This window comes from Streptomyces sp. NPDC051567 (assembly GCF_044454165.1).
Lineage (GTDB): Bacteria > Actinomycetota > Actinomycetes > Streptomycetales > Streptomycetaceae > Streptomyces.
Map to the genome: position 1 here is coordinate 70,270 of NZ_JBITDK010000004.1, position 16,125 is coordinate 86,394.

At 73.5% G+C, this 16,125-nt stretch carries 13 protein-coding genes; 4 read left to right on the plus strand and 9 right to left on the minus strand.

Going from position 1 to position 16,125, the window contains the following annotated elements; genetic code table 11:
- Positions 1–91: 91 nt before the first annotated feature.
- Together ACIA5F_RS06325 and ACIA5F_RS06330 are read right to left on the minus strand one after the other, a co-directional pair.
- Positions 92–313 (minus strand): alkylphosphonate utilization protein, encoded by a 222-nt coding sequence (locus ACIA5F_RS06325; protein ID WP_399349729.1) that lies wholly within the window; start codon positions 311–313, stop codon positions 92–94.
- Positions 314–323: 10 nt separating this feature from the next.
- Positions 324–1,034 (minus strand): FadR/GntR family transcriptional regulator, encoded by a 711-nt coding sequence (locus ACIA5F_RS06330; RefSeq protein ID WP_399349731.1) that lies wholly within the window; start codon positions 1,032–1,034, stop codon positions 324–326.
- Positions 1,035–1,166: 132 nt separating this feature from the next.
- Between ACIA5F_RS06330 and ACIA5F_RS06335 the strand changes: the two genes are divergently transcribed.
- Together ACIA5F_RS06335 and ACIA5F_RS06340 are read left to right on the plus strand one after the other, a co-directional pair.
- A complete protein-coding gene (locus ACIA5F_RS06335) occupies positions 1,167–1,697 on the plus strand; it encodes a gluconokinase (RefSeq protein ID WP_399349733.1) in 531 nt (176 codons plus the stop codon).
- A gap of 12 nt (positions 1,698–1,709) precedes the next feature.
- Positions 1,710–3,107, plus strand: coding sequence for a gluconate:H+ symporter (locus ACIA5F_RS06340; RefSeq protein WP_399349735.1), 1,398 nt, complete (start codon positions 1,710–1,712; stop codon positions 3,105–3,107).
- 91 nt (positions 3,108–3,198) lie between these two features.
- Here ACIA5F_RS06340 and ACIA5F_RS06345 read toward each other — a convergent pair whose 3' ends face one another.
- Positions 3,199–4,023: a hypothetical protein gene (locus tag ACIA5F_RS06345; protein WP_399349737.1), complete on the minus strand. Its 825-nt coding sequence runs from the start codon at positions 4,021–4,023 to the stop codon at positions 3,199–3,201.
- Between the two features lie 168 nt (positions 4,024–4,191).
- Positions 4,192–7,764 carry a S8 family serine peptidase gene (locus ACIA5F_RS06350; protein ID WP_399349739.1) on the minus strand — a complete coding sequence of 1,191 codons (3,573 nt, stop codon included), beginning with the start codon at positions 7,762–7,764 and terminating at the stop codon, positions 4,192–4,194.
- Between the two features lie 168 nt (positions 7,765–7,932).
- Here ACIA5F_RS06350 and ACIA5F_RS06355 point away from each other — a divergent pair, with 168 nt between their 5' ends.
- Complete coding sequence (locus tag ACIA5F_RS06355; RefSeq protein WP_399349740.1) at positions 7,933–9,435, plus strand: MFS transporter; 1,503 nt, start codon at positions 7,933–7,935, stop codon at positions 9,433–9,435.
- A 268-nt stretch (positions 9,436–9,703) separates the two neighbouring features.
- Entirely contained in the window at positions 9,704–11,365 is a 1,662-nt protein-coding gene (locus tag ACIA5F_RS06360; protein WP_399349742.1) for a GMC oxidoreductase, read from the plus strand.
- Positions 11,366–11,511: 146 nt separating this feature from the next.
- Here ACIA5F_RS06360 and ACIA5F_RS06365 read toward each other — a convergent pair whose 3' ends face one another.
- The 5 genes from ACIA5F_RS06365 to ACIA5F_RS06385 form a co-directional block, all read right to left on the minus strand.
- On the minus strand, positions 11,512–11,937 hold the full coding sequence (locus tag ACIA5F_RS06365) for a carboxymuconolactone decarboxylase family protein (protein WP_399350229.1): 426 nt from the start codon (positions 11,935–11,937) through the stop codon (positions 11,512–11,514).
- Between the two features lie 50 nt (positions 11,938–11,987).
- Positions 11,988–13,070 (minus strand): dihydrodipicolinate reductase, encoded by a 1,083-nt coding sequence (locus tag ACIA5F_RS06370; protein ID WP_399349744.1) that lies wholly within the window; start codon positions 13,068–13,070, stop codon positions 11,988–11,990.
- Positions 13,071–13,301: 231 nt separating this feature from the next.
- On the minus strand, positions 13,302–13,463 hold the full coding sequence (locus ACIA5F_RS06375) for a DUF6126 family protein (RefSeq protein ID WP_399349746.1): 162 nt from the start codon (positions 13,461–13,463) through the stop codon (positions 13,302–13,304).
- Positions 13,464–13,645: 182 nt separating this feature from the next.
- On the minus strand, positions 13,646–14,383 hold the full coding sequence (locus ACIA5F_RS06380) for a helix-turn-helix domain-containing protein (RefSeq protein ID WP_399349748.1): 738 nt from the start codon (positions 14,381–14,383) through the stop codon (positions 13,646–13,648).
- 66 nt (positions 14,384–14,449) lie between these two features.
- Complete coding sequence (locus ACIA5F_RS06385; RefSeq protein WP_399349750.1) at positions 14,450–16,063, minus strand: ATP-dependent DNA ligase; 1,614 nt, start codon at positions 16,061–16,063, stop codon at positions 14,450–14,452.
- Between the last annotated feature and the right edge of the window lie 62 nt (positions 16,064–16,125).

The following is a 16,125-nucleotide window of genomic DNA, read 5'->3' on the forward strand; positions in this document are numbered from 1 at the left end:
GTGTCCAGTGTGTCGTACGGGGCGGGTGTGCGGGCCCGTGTCCGGTCGGGTCGGCCCTGCCGGTCGGGTGCCGGGTCGTACCGGTGCGGGGTCAGGCTTTCTTGAGGAACTGGGTCTTCAGCACGAGGCCCTTGACCTTCTTGGTCTGGCACTCCACCTCGTCGGCCTTGCCGGTCAGGCGGATGTTCTTGACCAGCGTCCCGCGCTTGAGGGTCTCGGAGGTGCCCTTGACCTTCAGGTCCTTGATCAGGGTGACGGAGTCCCCGTCCGCCAGTTCGGTCCCGTTGCTGTCCTTTACCACCGGTTCGCTCATGTCCCCCATCCTACGGAGCGAGGACGTCGAGCTCTTCCAGGGCGCCCACCGCGATCCGCCGGGTCAGCGCCTCGGCGCGGGCCGCGTCGCCCTCCCGTACGGCCTCGGCCACCTGGACGTGCAGGGTGACGGCGGCCGGGTCGGGGTCGGGGAACATCACCGCGTGCTGGGTGCGGCCGGTCAGGACCTCGGCGACGACGTCGCCGAGCCGGGCGAACATCTCGTTGCCGGAGGCGTTGAGGACGATCCGGTGGAAGGCGACGTCGTGGTGGAGGTAGCCGTCGAGCTGGTGGCCGCGCGAGGTGCGGACCATGCCGAGGGCTGCCTCGGTGAGCGCGGCGCACTGCTCGGGGGTGGCCCGGTCGGCGGCGAGGCCCGCCGCGACCGGCTCGATCGCGGAGCGCAGGACGGTGAGGGAGCGCAGCTGGCGGGGGCGGTCGGCGCCGGCCAGGCGCCAGCGGATGACGTGCGGGTCGTAGACGTTCCACTCCTCGGTGGGGCGCACGGTGACGCCGACCCGGCGGCGGGACTCGACCAGGTGCATCGACTCCAGGACCCGGACGACCTCCCGGACCACGGTGCGGGAGGCGTCGAAGCGTACGGCGATCTCGTCGGTGCGCAGGACGCTGCCCGGCGGGTACCCGCCCGCCGTGATCGCGAGGCCGATCGTGTCGAGTACATGGGAGTGCAGCCCCTGCCCGGAACCGCCTTCGGTGGTCATGGCGTAAGCGTACGGTGACGCCCCGATGGACAAAAGATGTGATGTTTTGCGCTCACCTCTTGAATAAGTAGTACTTAATGCGCTTCAGTGGTGCCCACACGGACCGATGTCAACGAGGACAGCGAGGTAGGCGTGAGTACCCAGCGCGTCATTGTGGTGATGGGCGTGGCCGGCACGGGCAAGACGACCGTGGGCAGGCTGCTGTCGGAGGCGCTCGCCCTTCCGTACGCGGAAGGCGACGCGTTCCACCCGGCGGCCAACGTCGCCAAGATGTCCGCCGGCACACCGCTGGGCGACGCCGACCGCTGGCCGTGGCTGGACGCCATCGGCGCGTGGATTCGCGACCGGGGCGAACTCCCCGGCGCGGTGGTCACCTCCTCGGCGCTCAAGCGCGCCTACCGCGACCGGCTGCGCGCCGCCGCCCCGGACGCGGTCTTCGTCCACCTCACCGGTGAGCGCCCGCTGATCGAGCGGCGGATGGCGGAGCGCACGGGGCACTTCATGCCCACCGCCCTGCTGGACTCGCAGTTCGCCACGCTGGAGCCGCTCCAGGCGGACGAACGCGGCGTCGTCGTGGACGTGTCCGGAACCCCGGAAGAGATCACCGAACGGGCGCTGGCCGCACTGCGCCCGCACCCCACATCCCAGACATCCCAGAACTAAGGAACCGTCACCGTGACCAGTCTCAGCGTCGAGACACTGGCAGCGGGCGCCACCGGACCGATCACCACGGCCGGCAACACCCAGTTGGGTATCGCCGTCCTCGCGGGCATCGCCGTCATCGTCCTGCTCATCACCCGCCTCAAGCTGCACGCCTTCCTGGCCCTGACGGTGGGCTCGCTCGCCCTCGGGGTGTTCGCGGGCGCGCCGCTGGCCAAGACCATCTCCAGCTTCACCGCCGGGCTCGGCTCCACGGTCGCGGGCGTGGGCGTGCTGATCGCCCTCGGCGCGATCCTCGGCAAGCTCCTGGCGGACTCGGGCGGCGCGGACGAGATCGTGGACACGATCCTGGCGCGCGCCAAGGGCCGGGCCATGCCCTGGGCGATGGTGCTGATCGCCTCGGTGATCGGGCTGCCGCTCTTCTTCGAGGTCGGCATCGTGCTGCTGATCCCGGTGGTGCTGCTGGTGGCCAAGCGCGGCAACTACTCGCTGATGCGGATCGGCATCCCGGCCCTGGCCGGTCTCTCCGTGATGCACGGGCTGATCCCGCCGCACCCCGGCCCGCTCGTCGCCATCGACGCGCTCCACGCCAACCTGGGCATCACCCTCGCGCTCGGCATCCTCGTCGCGATCCCGACCGTGATCATCTCCGGTCCGCTGTTCTCCCGGTACGCGGCCCGCTGGGTGGACGTCCCGATCCCGGAGCACATGATCCCGCAGCGGCCCTCGGCGGAGCTGGAGCACCGCCCCCGCTTCGGGGCGACGGTCTTCACCGTGATGCTGCCGGTGGTCCTGATGCTGATGAAGGCCCTGGTCGACATCGTGGTCGACGACCCGGCCAATCCGGTGCAGCGCGTCACCGACGTCGCGGGCTCCCCGCTGATAGCCCTGCTCTCGGCGGTCCTGGTGGGCATGTTCACCCTCGGCCGGGCGGCCGGCTTCACCAAGGCGCGGATCTCGACCACGGTGGAGAAGTCCCTGGCGCCGATCGCCGGCATCCTGCTGATCGTGGGCGCGGGCGGCGGCTTCAAGCAGACCCTGATCGATGTCGGCGTCGGCCAGATGATCATGGATCTGTCCAAGAGCTGGGCCATCCCGACGCTGCTGCTGGCCTGGCTGATCGCGGTCGCCATCCGCCTCGCCACCGGCTCGGCGACGGTGGCCACCATCTCGGCGGCCGGTCTGGTGGCCCCGCTGGCGGTGGGGATGTCCTCGACCGAGACGGCGCTGCTGGTCCTCGCGATCGGCGCGGGCTCGCTGTTCTTCAGCCATGTCAACGACGCGGGCTTCTGGCTGGTCAAGGAGTACTTCGGGATGACGGTCGGCCAGACCCTCAAGACCTGGTCGGTGATGGAGACCATCATCTCGGTGGTGGGCCTCGTCTTCGTCCTGCTGCTCTCGCTGGTGCTCTGACCCGGCTCCCCCCGTTCCTGTGCCCCGGTGGTCCACCTGAGGTGGACCACCGGGGCACAGTGCTGTCCCGGCGGTCGCGGCCAGAGGCGGGTCACGGGGCGGCCGGGGCGAACGCGGCCTCGCGGAAGGCGGTGCGGAGCGGGGCCCGGGGGCGGTCCGGCAGGAGGACCGCCCAGAGCCCGCGCCGCGGGGAGACCCACACCGCCGGGCCGTCGCCGTCCGGGGCGTGGTGGGTCCAGAGGCCGTGGGGGGCGGGGTCCCAGAGGAGCCCCCGGGCCGGGGTGAGTTCGCCCGTACGGATGCGCAGCGACTCCGCGGTCCAGGCGCGGGGGACGGGGTGGTCCGCCGGGGAGAGGAGGTGGCGCAGGAAACGGGCGAGGTCGGCGAGGGGCGCGTGCAGGGTCCCGTCCGCGAAGCGGGTGCCGGTCAGGCCGAGCGGGCGCCAGATCCGGTCGGCCGCGAGGTCGGCGAAGGGGCTGCCGCCGAGGTGTTCGGCGAGGCGGGTGAGGGCGCCGAGGGCCGCGTGGGCGGCCGGCCCGGCGTTGTGCGTGAGGAGGTGGTGGGCGGTGGTCCCGTGGGGGGTACCGGCGGAGGGCTCGATCCCGTAGCCGCAGAGCGGTGTGTGCAGGTGCAGCGCCTCCTGTGCGACCAGGCTGCCGATCACCGGCCAGAGGGCCAGGACCGGGGCCAGTCCGCCGACGTCGAAGACCTTGCCGGTGGGGCCGGGTCCGGGCCGGACAGTGTCCGATCCGGCGTGGACACCGTCCGGGCCGCCGAACGCCCAGGCCGCTTCCGGGTCGGTGGAGCGCAGCAGGTCCGTGATCCGTGCGGCGCGCCGGTCCGCTTCGGCCCGTCCGGCCTCGTCGGCGGGGCGCGCCCGGTCCGGCCCGTCCGGCCGGTCGCTCTGGAGCGTCATGGTCGCCCACGCTAACGACCGCCCGGCCGTCCGCCCCGGCGCGTCGCGCCGGAGTCGGCGCCCGGCCACCCGAATGCGCCGCCGCCGGACGGGCGGCACGGGACACCGGGACGGATGGGCGCGGGGGCGGGGTGCCGGTGGGCGCCCCGCCCCCGCGCCGTCACCCGGCTACGGCCGGGCCGCCCGGTCCGGGCGGTCCGTGACCCGCAGGGTGTTCAGCAGGGGTTTGCCGAACCCGCTGTGCGTGACGAAGCGGACGTTCAGCACCCCGTCCGTGACGGTGACCGTGTAGGTCCGGGTCAGCGCCGTGTAGGTGCCCGCCTCCAGCGAGATGTCCAGGGCGGGCAGGACCTGCGCCCCCTCCACCAGGACGTCGAAGACGCGCTGGTCGGGCCGGGTGGAGGAGAGCTCCGCGAAGCCCAGTTCCACCGTGTACGTCCCGTTGGGCACGTTGTCGAAGCGGTACTCGTACATGCCCTCGCGGGCGTTGCGGAAGAGCCGCTGGTCGTCCGTGCCGGCGATGGCGCGGCCGGTGGAGCGGACCGGGGCGGCGCCCTGGTAGCCGTAGGACCCGGCGGTGTACTTGCGGTCCGGGGACCAGCTGTCACCGCGGGCGTCGGTGCCCGGGTAGTCGGAGCCCGCGTCCAGGGCGACCTGGTAGCGCGGGACGACCACCTTGACCGGGACGGTGAGGACCGGGGTCCGGCCGCTCGCCGAGGTGATCCTCAGCTCCGTGGTGAGGACGGTGCCCGGGGTCAGGCCCGCCGTGTCCACGGCCAGGGTGAGCGGGGCCTTCCCGCCGGTCGGGAGGTCACCGCCGCCCGGTCCGGCCGTCAGCCAGGCCGCGTCCTCGAAGACCGTGAACGCCGTGCCCAGGCCCGGGTTGGTCAGGTCGAGGGCGCGGGTGCGCCGCTGGTCCCCGGGGAGGACGAACTCCACGGACGGCGCGGAGGCGGTCACCCGGCCGGTGCGCAGGGCCTGGCTGGATGTCGTGACCTCGGCCGGCCGGACGTCCACCACCGCCTGCGCGGGCTCGTACTGCGCGGCGGTGAGCGCGAGGGTCCGGGGGCCGGAGGCGCTCTGGACGATGTAGGTGCCGTCCGCCGCCGTGGTGGCCGACACCGCGGTGTCACCCGTGCCGACCGTCACCGTGGCGCCCGCGACGCCGTTGCCGTCGTTGGCGTCGAGCACCCGGCCCGCCACCACGCCGCTCCTGGTGGTCCGGAAGTCGACGGAGAGGGCGTCCGAGACGACGGCGGTGTTGAAGGAGTACGTGAAGGCGTCGGTACCGGTCGCGTTCTCCACCCCGACGGTGGCCGTGGAGCCGCCCTTGATCCCGGTGCCGCCCGTCCCCTTGTAGGAGTAGGAGACGGCGCCGTCCTCGCCGATCGCCGCCGAGAAGGAGAACCTGTCGGACTGCGTCGACCAGTGCGCCACCTCGCGCCATTCGATCACGTACCGGCGGTGGGGGGCGGTTCCGGTGACGCCGGTGAAGACGCCCGAGCCGCTGCCCGCCGCGCCGACGACCAGGTCGTCCCAGAAGGGGTACAGGGCCGCGTTGGGCGTGGCCGTGCTGGGGAGGTTGCCGTTGACGTCGCCGGTGTGGTTGCCGCCGAAGCTGACCGTGCCGTTGGTCCCGATCCACGCCTGGCCGTACGTCTTTCCGTACAGCGGCAGCGGGAAGGGCAGCTCGACGCGCTCGGTGGTGTTGTCCCCGGCCAGGGCAAGCTGGCGCTCGCCCGTGGGGAAGGGGCGGCCGTTCGCGGTGGCGCAGGCGTAGCCGTAGGTGTCGGTGCGCTCGGGCAGGTTCACCGCGACGGTGGTGTCCCCGGCGACGGTGACCCTGGCCGTGCCGGCGGTGACGCAGCGGGAGGAGTGGGCGGCGTTCACGTCGTAGGTGCCGTGCGGGAGGGTGACCTCGAACCGGCCCTGGGCGTCGGTGGTCGCGGTCACCGGGGTGCCGGCGACGGTGACGGAGGCGCCTTCCGCCGGGCCGGTGGCCGCGGAGACGGTGCCGGTGAGCTTGGCGGAGGCCACCGGGGTGAGGGTGAGGTCGCCGGTGGCGGTGGCGTTCTCGGTCACCGTGGCCGTCGTGGTCCGCTCCGCGTAGCCGAACTTGGCGGCGGTCAGGGTGTAGTCGCCCACCGAGAGGGCGCCGAAGCGGTAGGTGCCGTCCGCCCCGGTGGTCGTCGTCCGGTCGATCGGGCCGTCGGCGGTGATCCGGGCGCCCGCGACGGGTTCGCCGCCGTCGGAGCGGACGGTTCCGCCGAGGGTGCCGACCGCGCCGCGCGGGGCCCCGGTCACGGCGGCCAGCGCGTCGAGCTTGCCCTCGCCGAAGACGTTGTTGTCGGCGGCGCTGCCGCCGCACTGGGTGTTGGCGGTGTCCTGCGCGCTGCCGTCGAGCAGTGCCTCGGTCTGGGCCACGTCGCCTTCGAGGGCGGGCGCGGCGGACCAGAGCAGGGCCACGGTGGCCGCGGTGTGCGGGGAGGCCATGGAGGTGCCGGAGAAGGAGGTGTACCTGTTGCCGGGGACGGAGGAGCGGACGTTCACCCCGGGGGCCGCGATGTTCGGTTTGATGATGGCGCCCGGTCCGGGGCCGCGCGAGGAGAACGACGCGATCGTGTCGTTGATGTCGAAGGCGCCGGAGCTGTAGGAGCGGGCGTAGTCGCCGGGCGAGCCGCTGGTGGCGCAGCCCGGTCCGCCGTTGCCGTTGGAGAAGGCGGGGAAGATGCCGGCGGTCCGCCAGGCGTCGACGATGCCCTGGTACCAGTCGTCGTGGACCGAGCTGCCCCACGAGTTGTTCACGATGTGGGGGGCGAGGTCGGGGCGCGGGTTCCCGCCGGCCGGGTCGGTGGGGGCGACGATCCACTGGCCGGAGGCGAGCAGGGACGCCTGCGAGCAGGAGTTGCTCTCGCAGCCCTTGGCGGCGATCCACCGGGCGCGCGGGGCGACGCCGGTCTTGTTGGCGCCGCCGTCGTCGCCGACCATGGTGCCCATGGTGTGGGTGCCGTGGTCGTTGTTGTCGCAGGGGGCGGCGGTGGCGCAGATCCCGGCCGGGTCGAACCAGTTGTAGGCGTGGTCGTAGGACCCGTCGGCGTTCTTGCCCCGGTACTGGCTGTTGAGGGCGGGGTGGGTGTGGTCCACGCCGCTGTCGATGTTGGCGACGACGATGCCCTCGCCGCGCACCCCGAACTGGTCCCACACCTGCGGGGCCTTGATCCGGTCGATGTTCCATTCGACGGCGTCGGCGGCGGCCCGCTCCCGCTTGCCCTCGGCGGGCCGGGACAGGGCGACCGTGTCGTCGGCGTCGATCCGCGCGACCTCGGGGCGCTGCGCGAGGACCCCGGCGAGCTTCTGGCCGCCGACGACGCGGACGGCGTTGACGATCCAGTACGAGGTGTACTCGGCCCCGGTGCCCTCCAGCGCCTTGACGATCTCGCTCTGGGTGCGCGCGGCGTGGTCCTTCTTGGTCCGCAGAACCGTTTCCGCCTTGGCGGCGCGGGTCTGCTGCCCGCTCGCGGCCGTCAGGTCGGCGGCGGTGTCGAGGTAGACCCAGAAGACGGCCTTGGCCGAGTCGTCGAGCTGGGCGCGGAGCCTGGGTTCGATCTTCGCCTCGGCCGCGCCCGGAGTGGGACCGGGCTCCGGTGCCGCCGCGGCCACCCCCGCGCCGAGCGGCAGGAGCAGGGCCGCGGTGAGGGCGGCGAGCGCCGCGCGTAAGGGTCGTCTGTCGCGTTGTGCCACGTAGGTTCTCCTCGTACGCCGTGTGCAGATTGCGCGGGAAGGGTGTGCGTGACGTGCGTGGTCATCGTGAAGTACACGTCATGCGCATTACAAGAGGGCCTCGGGGCGGTGGCCGAGGGGGCGTCCGGCCGGGTGGCCTTCCGCCCTCGCGCGGGCGAGTCTGGGGGCATGACCGCTCCCGAGTCCGGGCCGGCGCCCGGTGTCCCGCCCGCGCCCGCCGTCCCGCTGGCCTCCGCACGCGGGCGGTGGATCGTCCTGGCCACCGTGCTCGGGTCGGGCATGGCGCTGCTCGACTCGACCGTGGTCAACGTCGCGCTCCCCCGCATCGGCCAGGACCTGGGCGCCGACCTGGCCGTGCTCCAGTGGACGGTCAACGCCTACCTGGTCACCCTGGCCGGGCTGATCCTGGTCGGCGGGGCGCTCGGCGACCGGTTCTGGCGGCGCCGGATCTTCGTGCTGGGCGTGGTGTGGTTCGCGGTGGGTTCGCTGCTGTGCGGACTCGCGCCGAACGCCGGGGTCCTGGTGGCCTCCCGCGCCCTCCAGGGCGTCGGCGGCGCCCTGCTGACACCCGGTTCGCTCGCGCTGATCCAGGCCTCGATCCGGGCCGGGGACCGGTCCCGGGCGGTGGGGCTGTGGTCGGGGCTGGGCGGGGTGGGCGCGGCCGTGGGGCCGTTCCTCGGCGGCTGGCTGGTGGACGGACCGGGCTGGCGCTGGGTGTTCCTGCTGAACGTGCCGGTGGCCGCGCTCTGTGTCCCGGTGGCGCTGCGGCACGTACCGGAATCACGCGATCCGCAGGCGCGCGGACGGTTCGACGTGGCCGGGGCGGCGCTCGGGGCGGCGGCGCTGGCGCTGCTGACCTACGCCCTGATCGAGGCCCGGTCCGGATCGCCGCTCGTGGTGGCCGCCGGGGTGGGCGGGGTACTGCTGGCCTGCGCGTTCGTGTACGTCGAGCGTCACCGGGCCGACCCGATGGTGCCTCCGGAGATCTTCGCCTCCCGGCAGTTCACCGCCGTCAACCTGGTCACCCTGTGCGTGTACGCGGGGTTCGGCGGGTTCTTCTTCCTCGTCGTGCTCCAGCTCCAGGTGGTGTCCGGGTACTCGGCCCTGGGCGCCGGGGCCGCCCTGTTGCCGACGACCCTGCTGATGCTGCTGCTGTCGGCGAGTTCGGGGGCGCTCGGGGAGCGGATCGGGCCGCGCATCCCGCTCACGGTGGGACCGCTGCTCTGCTCGGCCGGGATGCTGCTGATGCTCCGGGTGGGCCCGGGGGCCTCGTACGTCCGGGACGTACTGCCCGCGCTGCTGGTGATGGGGGCGGGCATGGTCACCTTGGTGGCCCCGCTGACGGCGACCGTCCTGGCCTCGGTGGACCCGGGCCGGGCGGGGCTGGCCAGCGGCGTCAACAACGCGGCGGCGCGGGCGGCCGGGCTGCTGGCGGTGGCGGCGCTGCCGCTGCTGTCCGGGATGGGCCCGGACGCGTACCGCTCGGCCGCCCAGTTCGACGCCGCCTTCGGGCGGGCCATGCTCTGGTGCGCGGGAATCCTGGTGGTCGGGTCCGCCGTGGCGTGGGCGACCGTACGGACCCCCGCGGCCTGGGCGCCCCGGCCGCGGTGCCGCACCCAGTGCGCGGTGACCGCCCCGCCGCTCGAACCCCCGCAGGCGGAGGAGCGGTAGCGGCGGGCGGGCGTCCGCGCGGGGGCGGGGCAGGGGGCGGCGGGCGGGCGTCACAGGGGGGGCGAGGGCAGGGGTGTGGCGGGGCGGCGGCTGGAATTCGTCCCCGCCCGGTGCGCCGTCGCCACGCTCCCCTCCGCGCTCTCTTCCGTACTCGCCTCCGCGTTCTCCCCGGGCCGGGGAAGGCGAAGTTACCTGGAGGTATCTAGTGACTTCGCAGGCGCCCAGCAGTAGAACTCGTTCTCCTTCTGCCCAGAGCGAGGAGAGTCGCATGAGCGATCATCACGTGCCCGCCCAAGGTTCTCAGGGCATCTCGCGCCGTGGATTCATCGCGAGAACCGGTTCCGTCCTGGGAGCCATGAGCCTCGCCGGGCAGGCCGCACCCGCCCAGGCGGCACCGACCACCCCCGCCCCCACCCCCACCGCGCCCGGCACCGTCCGTGACGGGGCCCGTGTCCCGGTCCTGGTCATCGGCACCGGCTACGGCGGCTGCGTCGCGGCGCTGCGCCTCGCCCAGGCGGGCGTCGACGTCCACATGGCCGAGATGGGCATGGCCTGGGACACCCCCGGCCCGGACGGCAAGATCTTCGCCCACACCGTGCGGCCGGACCACCGCTCCTACTGGCTGCGCACCAGGACCAGGGCGCCGCTCAGCCACTTCCTCGGCTTCCCCCTCGACAAGGACGTGCCCCGGTACACCGGCATCCTGGACGCCGAGGAGCTGGGCGGGATCACCGTCTACCAGGGCCGTGGCGTCGGCGGGGGCTCGCTGGTCAACGGCGGCATGGCCGTCACTCCCCGACGGCAGCACTTCGCCGCCGTCCTGCCCTCGGTGGACCCCGAGGAGATGTACCGCACCTACTACCCGCGCGCCAACTCCGCGCTCGGGGTGGGCCTCATCGACCCGGAGTGGTTCGAGAGCGTCGACTGCTACCGGTTCGCCCGTGTGGGCCGCAGGCACGCGCAGCGCTCCGGCTTCCCCTTCGTCTTCGTGCCGGACGTGTACGACTGGGAGTACATGAAGCAGGAGGTGGCCGGTACGGTCCCCAAGTCGGCGGTGGACGGCGAGATCCTCTATGGCAACAACGCGGGCAAGAAGTCGCTCCAGCAGACCTATCTCGCGGCGGCCCGGGCCACCGGCCGGGTGAGCGTCTCCCCGCTGCACCGGGTCACCTCGGTCACCCCCGCCTCCGGCGGCGGCTACACCGTCGTCATGGAACACCTGGCCACGGACGGCACGGTGACGGCCACCAAGGCCGTGACCTCGGACCGGGTCTTCTTCGCGGCCGGCAGCGTCGGCACCAGCAAACTGCTGGTCGGGCTCAAGGCTACGGGTGCGCTGCCCGGCCTGAACGGGGAGATCGGCAAGGGCTGGGGCGACAACGGCAACGTCATGGTCGGCCGCGCCAACCACCTCTGGGACCCGACCGGGACGGTCCAGTGCGCCATCCCCTGCGGCGGCATCGACAACTGGGACGCGGGCGGCGCCTTCGCCGAGGTGGCACCGCTGCCGACCGGGATCGAGACCTACGCCTCCTTCTACCTCTCGATCACCAGGAACCCGCACCGCGCCGCGTTCTCCTGGGACCCGGTGGCGGGCGCCGCGCGGCTGAACTGGCGGGCCGCCTGGAAACAGCCGTCCATCGACATGGCCAGGACCGTCTTCGACCGGATCAACGCGAAGGAGGGGACGGTCTACCGCTCGGACCTCTTCGGCGTGAACAAGGTGTGGGGCGACCACCTCACCTACCACCCGCTCGGCGGCGCGGTCCTGGACAGGGCCACCGACAACTACGGCCGCCTGCACGGCCACACCGGCCTGTACGTGATCGACGGCGCGCTGATCCCCGGCAACACCAGCGTCAACCCGTTCGTCACCATCACGGCGCTCGCCGAACGGAACATCGAGACCATCATCGCCACCGACCTTTAGGGCCTGTCAGCTCCTGTCAGCTCCTGTCAGGGCGGGAGCGGCGAACGGAGCGAACGGGGTGGGCAGGGCAAGTGGGGCGGGGTCCGGACGGGCCCCGCCGTTCCGCGGTACCCGTGACCGCCCTCGTACCCGCAGGAGGGGGGGTGTCAGGGGGCGGGCAGCACGCACGCGCCGTCGAGGCCGAGCACGTGGTTGAGGCGGCCGAAGGCCAGCCAGGACCCGATGCTCATCGTCAGCTCCACGATCTCCAACTGGCTGTAGTGCGCGGTCATCCGGGCCCAGAACTCCTCGTCGAGCCCGTGGTGGTCCAGGGTGTACCGCTCGGCGTACTCGGCGGCCAGCCGGGTCCTGTCGTCGAAGGACCCGGCGGTGCGCCACCGGGACACGGCCGCGGCGAACTCCTCCCCGACCTTCTCCCCGTCGCGTTCGGTGCGCCAGTCGAGGCAGAAGACGCACCCGTTGATCTGCGCGACGCGCAGCCGCGCGGCCTCGAACTCGCGCAGGCCCAGGGTGGTGTGGGCGTACACGGCCAGCGAGAAGTTCGTGGCGGCCGGGCCGATGCCGGGGACCATCTCGCCCCACACGTACTCGATCGGGTGCCTGCCCTCGGGAACGTCGATGTTCACGGCTGCTTCCTTCCGAGTCGGCCGGTGGCGGGGCGCAGGGGCACGTCGAGGGCGTCGTAGAGCCCGGGTTCCGCGGCGGCCAGCCAGTCGACGGCGCCCACGAGGCGGCCGACCGCGGTGGCGTTCCCGCCGACGGAGCGGTTCTCGCCCTCGTCGGTGGCGGCCACGGTGACCTCGATGCGGGGGCGGCCCTCGATGACGATCCGGTGGACGCCGTCGCCGCCGTCCGGCGGGGACGGCCACTCCGGCGCGCACGAGGCGTGGACGCGGGTGACGTGCTCGATGACGATGCGGGGCTCGCCCTCCACGATGCCCTGCACCTCGAAGCGGACCGCGCCCTGTGTCCCGGCCTCGAACACGCCCATCGCGCGGGTGGTCACGGTGGTGTCGAGCGCGCGGCGCTCCAGCGTCTCGCGGATCTCGTCCAGCCCGGCCCCGAGGGCGCGGGCCATCATCCGGATCTGGCCGCCCCACACCATCGTCGGGACGGAGGGGATGAGCATCATCGGCTCGTGGTCCAGGGGCCGGCCCATGCCGACGAGGTCGCGGACCGCGTCCGGCCGGTCGTAGGTGGAGTAGTCGAAGATCTCCTGGCACCGGACGGCGTCGACGGTGGTGGCGACCCCGCTGACCAGGAGGGGAAGGATGTCGTTGGCCCAGCCCGGGTCGACCCCGGAGGCGAAGAGCGAGCCGCCGCCGTCCGCGACGGCGGCCAGCACCGGGTTCCGGAACTCCGGCGGGGCGTTGCGGTGGTCGTAGAGCGGGTACAGCGCGGGGCTGACGACGACCGCGCCGGCCCGGATCGCCCGGGTGATGTCGGCGAGGGCGGCGTCGGGCCGGGCGTCCCCGGACGCGGCGTACACCACGGCCCGGGGGCGGGCGGCCAGGACGGCGCCGATGTCATCGGTGGCCCGGACCCCCAGCGGGCGGCCGAGCCGGGCGAGCTCGCCCGCGTCACGGCCGGCCTTGCCGGGACTGTGGACGAGAACGGCGACCAGTTCCAGCGCGGGGTGGGCCTCGACGGCACGGATGGCCAGACGGCCGATGTTGCCGGTGCCCCAGACAACCGTGGGAATCATGCGCGGAGGGTAGCGACAGGAGCCGGAGGTTCCTAGTGCCGCGTCGGGCGACGTTTGCCCGTCGAGGAGCGGCGCCCGGTGCGTGGTCCCGGCGTGTCGGCCGGAAGTCCTCGTACGGGACGTACCTGGGCTTTCGGCCGGTACGGCGAGAGTGCGTGCCGGGCGTACCGCTCCCCGGCCGTCACCGGTTCCCGGCCGTGACCGGTTCCCGGCCGTGACCGATCCCGGCCGTCACTGGTTCTCGGCGCCCAGGACGAAGAGGAGGTAGACGAAGAAGGCGAAGAGGTGACCGACGAACAGGTAGGCGACCAGCCGGACGATGAGGCCGATCGGGAACTTCGACTCGATCCGCTTCCGGGCGGTCGGCGCGGTGGCCTCTTCCGCCTCTGCCATCTCTGTGGCCTCTTCTACCCTCATGACCCCGCGAACCTCTCTTGCCTCTTCCACCGCTGCCGTGGCTGCCGTCACCGGCTTCGCTTCCGTGGCCGCTGCCGTCGCCGACGCCTGTGACATCTGTGAGGTCTGTGACACCTGTGACATGTTCTCTCCTTGGGACATGAGTTACGGCTCCTCGGCTATCGGTCGTGCGCGGTGTCGCCGCCGCCGAGGCAGAGCCCGGCGAGGCTGCTCTGCAGCAGCGTGTGGACGAAGAGCAGGTCGGCCCCGCCGGAAGCCGCGGCCCCGATCCGGTGCGGGGTGAGCGAGTCGAAGTGCGCGCTGTCCCCCGGTTCCAGCAGGTACTCGCTCTCCCCCAGGTGGAGCCGGAGCCGCCCGCTCAGGACGTACAGCCACTCCTCACCGGGATGGATGCGTACCAGCTCGCCCGCTCCACGACCTTGGGGGCCCCGGCCCGCGGTGGCCGTGGAGGGGACGTGCACGCGCAGCGCCTGCATCCCCCGGCCGGAGCCGCCCGCCTGCCAGTACGTCCATCCGTCGGCCTCCCGGGCGCCCGGGCCACCGGCCCGTACGATGGGATCGGCGACGGCCGGAGTCTCGCCGAGCAGCTCGGAAACGGTCGTGCCGTAGGTACGGGCGAGCCCGAGCAGCAGCGGCAGCGAGGGCTGGCGGCGGCCGGTCTCCAGCCGGGAGAGGTGCGCGGGCGAGAGCCGGGCCCGCGCGGCGGCGGCCTCCAGGGTGAGCCCGGCGCGTCGGCGCAGGTCACGCAGTTGCGGAGCCACGGTGGGCAGCTCACCGAGGCCGGTGTCGGCGTCTGCGCCGGGATCGGTGCCGGTGTCGGCGTCCGTGCCGACATCCGTGCCGGTGTCGAGCGGGACGGCCAGGTCTTCGGGGCCGGGAGCGGGACCGGGTTTCATGCTCCGATTGAGCCAGAATCTTGCCTTTCTGGCAATCGCTCGTGCCTCTGAGGCAAAACCTGTCCCTCAGCCCGGCACATTCCCCAGTGCGTTCCCCGGGTCGTTCCCCGCCCCGCTCCCCTGTTCGTCCCCCGGGTCGGGCGACTCCGCGGGCCGCCGCCCTCCGAGGACCGTCTCCACGGTATCGGCCTCCGCCGCGCTCTTGTCCGGGCGGTACCGCACCACCCGCGCGAAGCGGAGGGCGACCCCGGCCGGGTAGCGCGGGGAGCGCTGCAACCCGTCGTAGGCGATCTCCACCACCAGCTCGGGCCGTACCCGCACGGTGAAGCCGTCGTCGGAGACGGCGAGCGCGCGCAGTCGGCCGGTCTGCCAGCGCAGCATCTCGTCGGAGAGCCCCTTGAACGTCTTGCCCAGCATGGCGTGGGTGCCGTCGGCGGCCCGCGCGCCCAGGTGCAGGTTGGACAGGAGCCCGGTGCGCCGCCCGTGACCCCGTTCGGCGGCGAGCACCACCAGGTCCAGGGTGTGGACGGGTTTCACCTTGAGCCAGTGGGCACCGCGCCGGCCCGCCGCGTAGGCGGAGTCGAGGGCTTTGGCCACCACGCCCTCGTGGCCCCGCCGCAGGGTCTCGGCCCAGAACTCCTCGGCCTCGGCCCGTTGCGTGCCCGGGTCCTCGACCACCAGCCGGCGGACCCGCGCGTCCTCGGGGACGAGCGCGGCCAGGGCCTCGTACCGTGCGCGGACCGGCAGGTCCAGGAGGACGCCGTCGCCGGACGCCAGCACGTCGAAGAAGCGGGGGACCACCGGGAGCGCCTCGCGGGCGGCGGCGACGTCGGTCCGGGAGCCGACCCGGCTCGCGACCTGCTGGAAGGGGACCGGGCGGCCGTCCGCGCCCTGGCCGACGACCTCCCCGTCCAGGACGAACCGCTCCCCCGGCAGCGACCGGGCCAGCTCGGCCACCTCGGGCAGCCGGGCGGTGATCTCGTCCAGGGAGCGCGTGTACACCCGTACGTCGTCCCCCTCCCGGTGGACCTGGACGCGGATTCCGTCGAGCTTCTCCTCCACCGCGCAGGGCCCGAGCGCGGCCAGGGCCTCGGCCACCGACCCGGCGGTCCGGGCCAGCATGGGCTGGACGGGCTGCCCGATCCGGAGGGTGAAACCGCCGAGTGCCCGCGCCCCTTCGGCGAGGACGGCCGCCGCCACCCGGGGCAGGGAGCCGTCCAGCATCACGGCCCGGCGCAGCGCCGCGGCCGGTACCCCGGCGGCCACGGCCACGCCCTCCAGGGCCACCGCGTCGAGCGCGCCCTGGCGCACCTCGCCGGAGAGCAGGCTGCGCAGGAACCGCTGCTCGGGCTCGGTGGCCGCGCCCAGCAGGGTGTCCAGGACCGCGTGACGCCGGGCCTGGGCCCCGGTACCCGCGACGGCCGCGAGCCCGGTGACCGCCGCGTCGACGGCGCGGACGCTCAGGGTCGGCGCCGTCGCGGGCGCGGTCTCCCGCGCGAGCGCGCGCCGGCCGACGCCCGGGCGCCCCTGCGGGAGCCGTCCGGCGAGGTACGAGACCACCAGTGCGGCCTCGTCGGCGGGAGCGGCGGCGAAGAGCCCGGCGAGGAGGGCGGTCTTCCGCGACCGGGCGGAGGCGTCGGCGACCTCCCGGGACACGCGCGCGACCTCGGCCAGCAGCATGCCGTCATCCTCCCGCAGGGCGAAGCCGCGTGCAGGGTGGAGCGGCGCACGGGCGGCCGAGC

Coding starts and splice junctions, on each gene's coding strand:
- ACIA5F_RS06325 (WP_399349729.1), bottom strand. CDS start 313: ATGAGCGAACCGGTGGTAAAGGACAGCAACGGGACCGAACTGGCGGAC.
- ACIA5F_RS06330 (WP_399349731.1), bottom strand. CDS start 1,034: ATGACCACCGAAGGCGGTTCCGGGCAGGGGCTGCACTCCCATGTACTC.
- ACIA5F_RS06345 (WP_399349737.1), bottom strand. CDS start 4,023: ATGACGCTCCAGAGCGACCGGCCGGACGGGCCGGACCGGGCGCGCCCC.
- ACIA5F_RS06355 (WP_399349740.1), top strand. CDS start 7,933: ATGACCGCTCCCGAGTCCGGGCCGGCGCCCGGTGTCCCGCCCGCGCCC.
- ACIA5F_RS06360 (WP_399349742.1), top strand. CDS start 9,704: ATGAGCGATCATCACGTGCCCGCCCAAGGTTCTCAGGGCATCTCGCGC.
- ACIA5F_RS06365 (WP_399350229.1), bottom strand. CDS start 11,937: ATGGTCCCCGGCATCGGCCCGGCCGCCACGAACTTCTCGCTGGCCGTG.
- ACIA5F_RS06370 (WP_399349744.1), bottom strand. CDS start 13,070: ATGATTCCCACGGTTGTCTGGGGCACCGGCAACATCGGCCGTCTGGCC.
- ACIA5F_RS06375 (WP_399349746.1), bottom strand. CDS start 13,463: ATGGCAGAGGCGGAAGAGGCCACCGCGCCGACCGCCCGGAAGCGGATC.
- ACIA5F_RS06380 (WP_399349748.1), bottom strand. CDS start 14,383: ATGAAACCCGGTCCCGCTCCCGGCCCCGAAGACCTGGCCGTCCCGCTC.
- ACIA5F_RS06385 (WP_399349750.1), bottom strand. CDS start 16,063: ATGCTGCTGGCCGAGGTCGCGCGCGTGTCCCGGGAGGTCGCCGACGCC.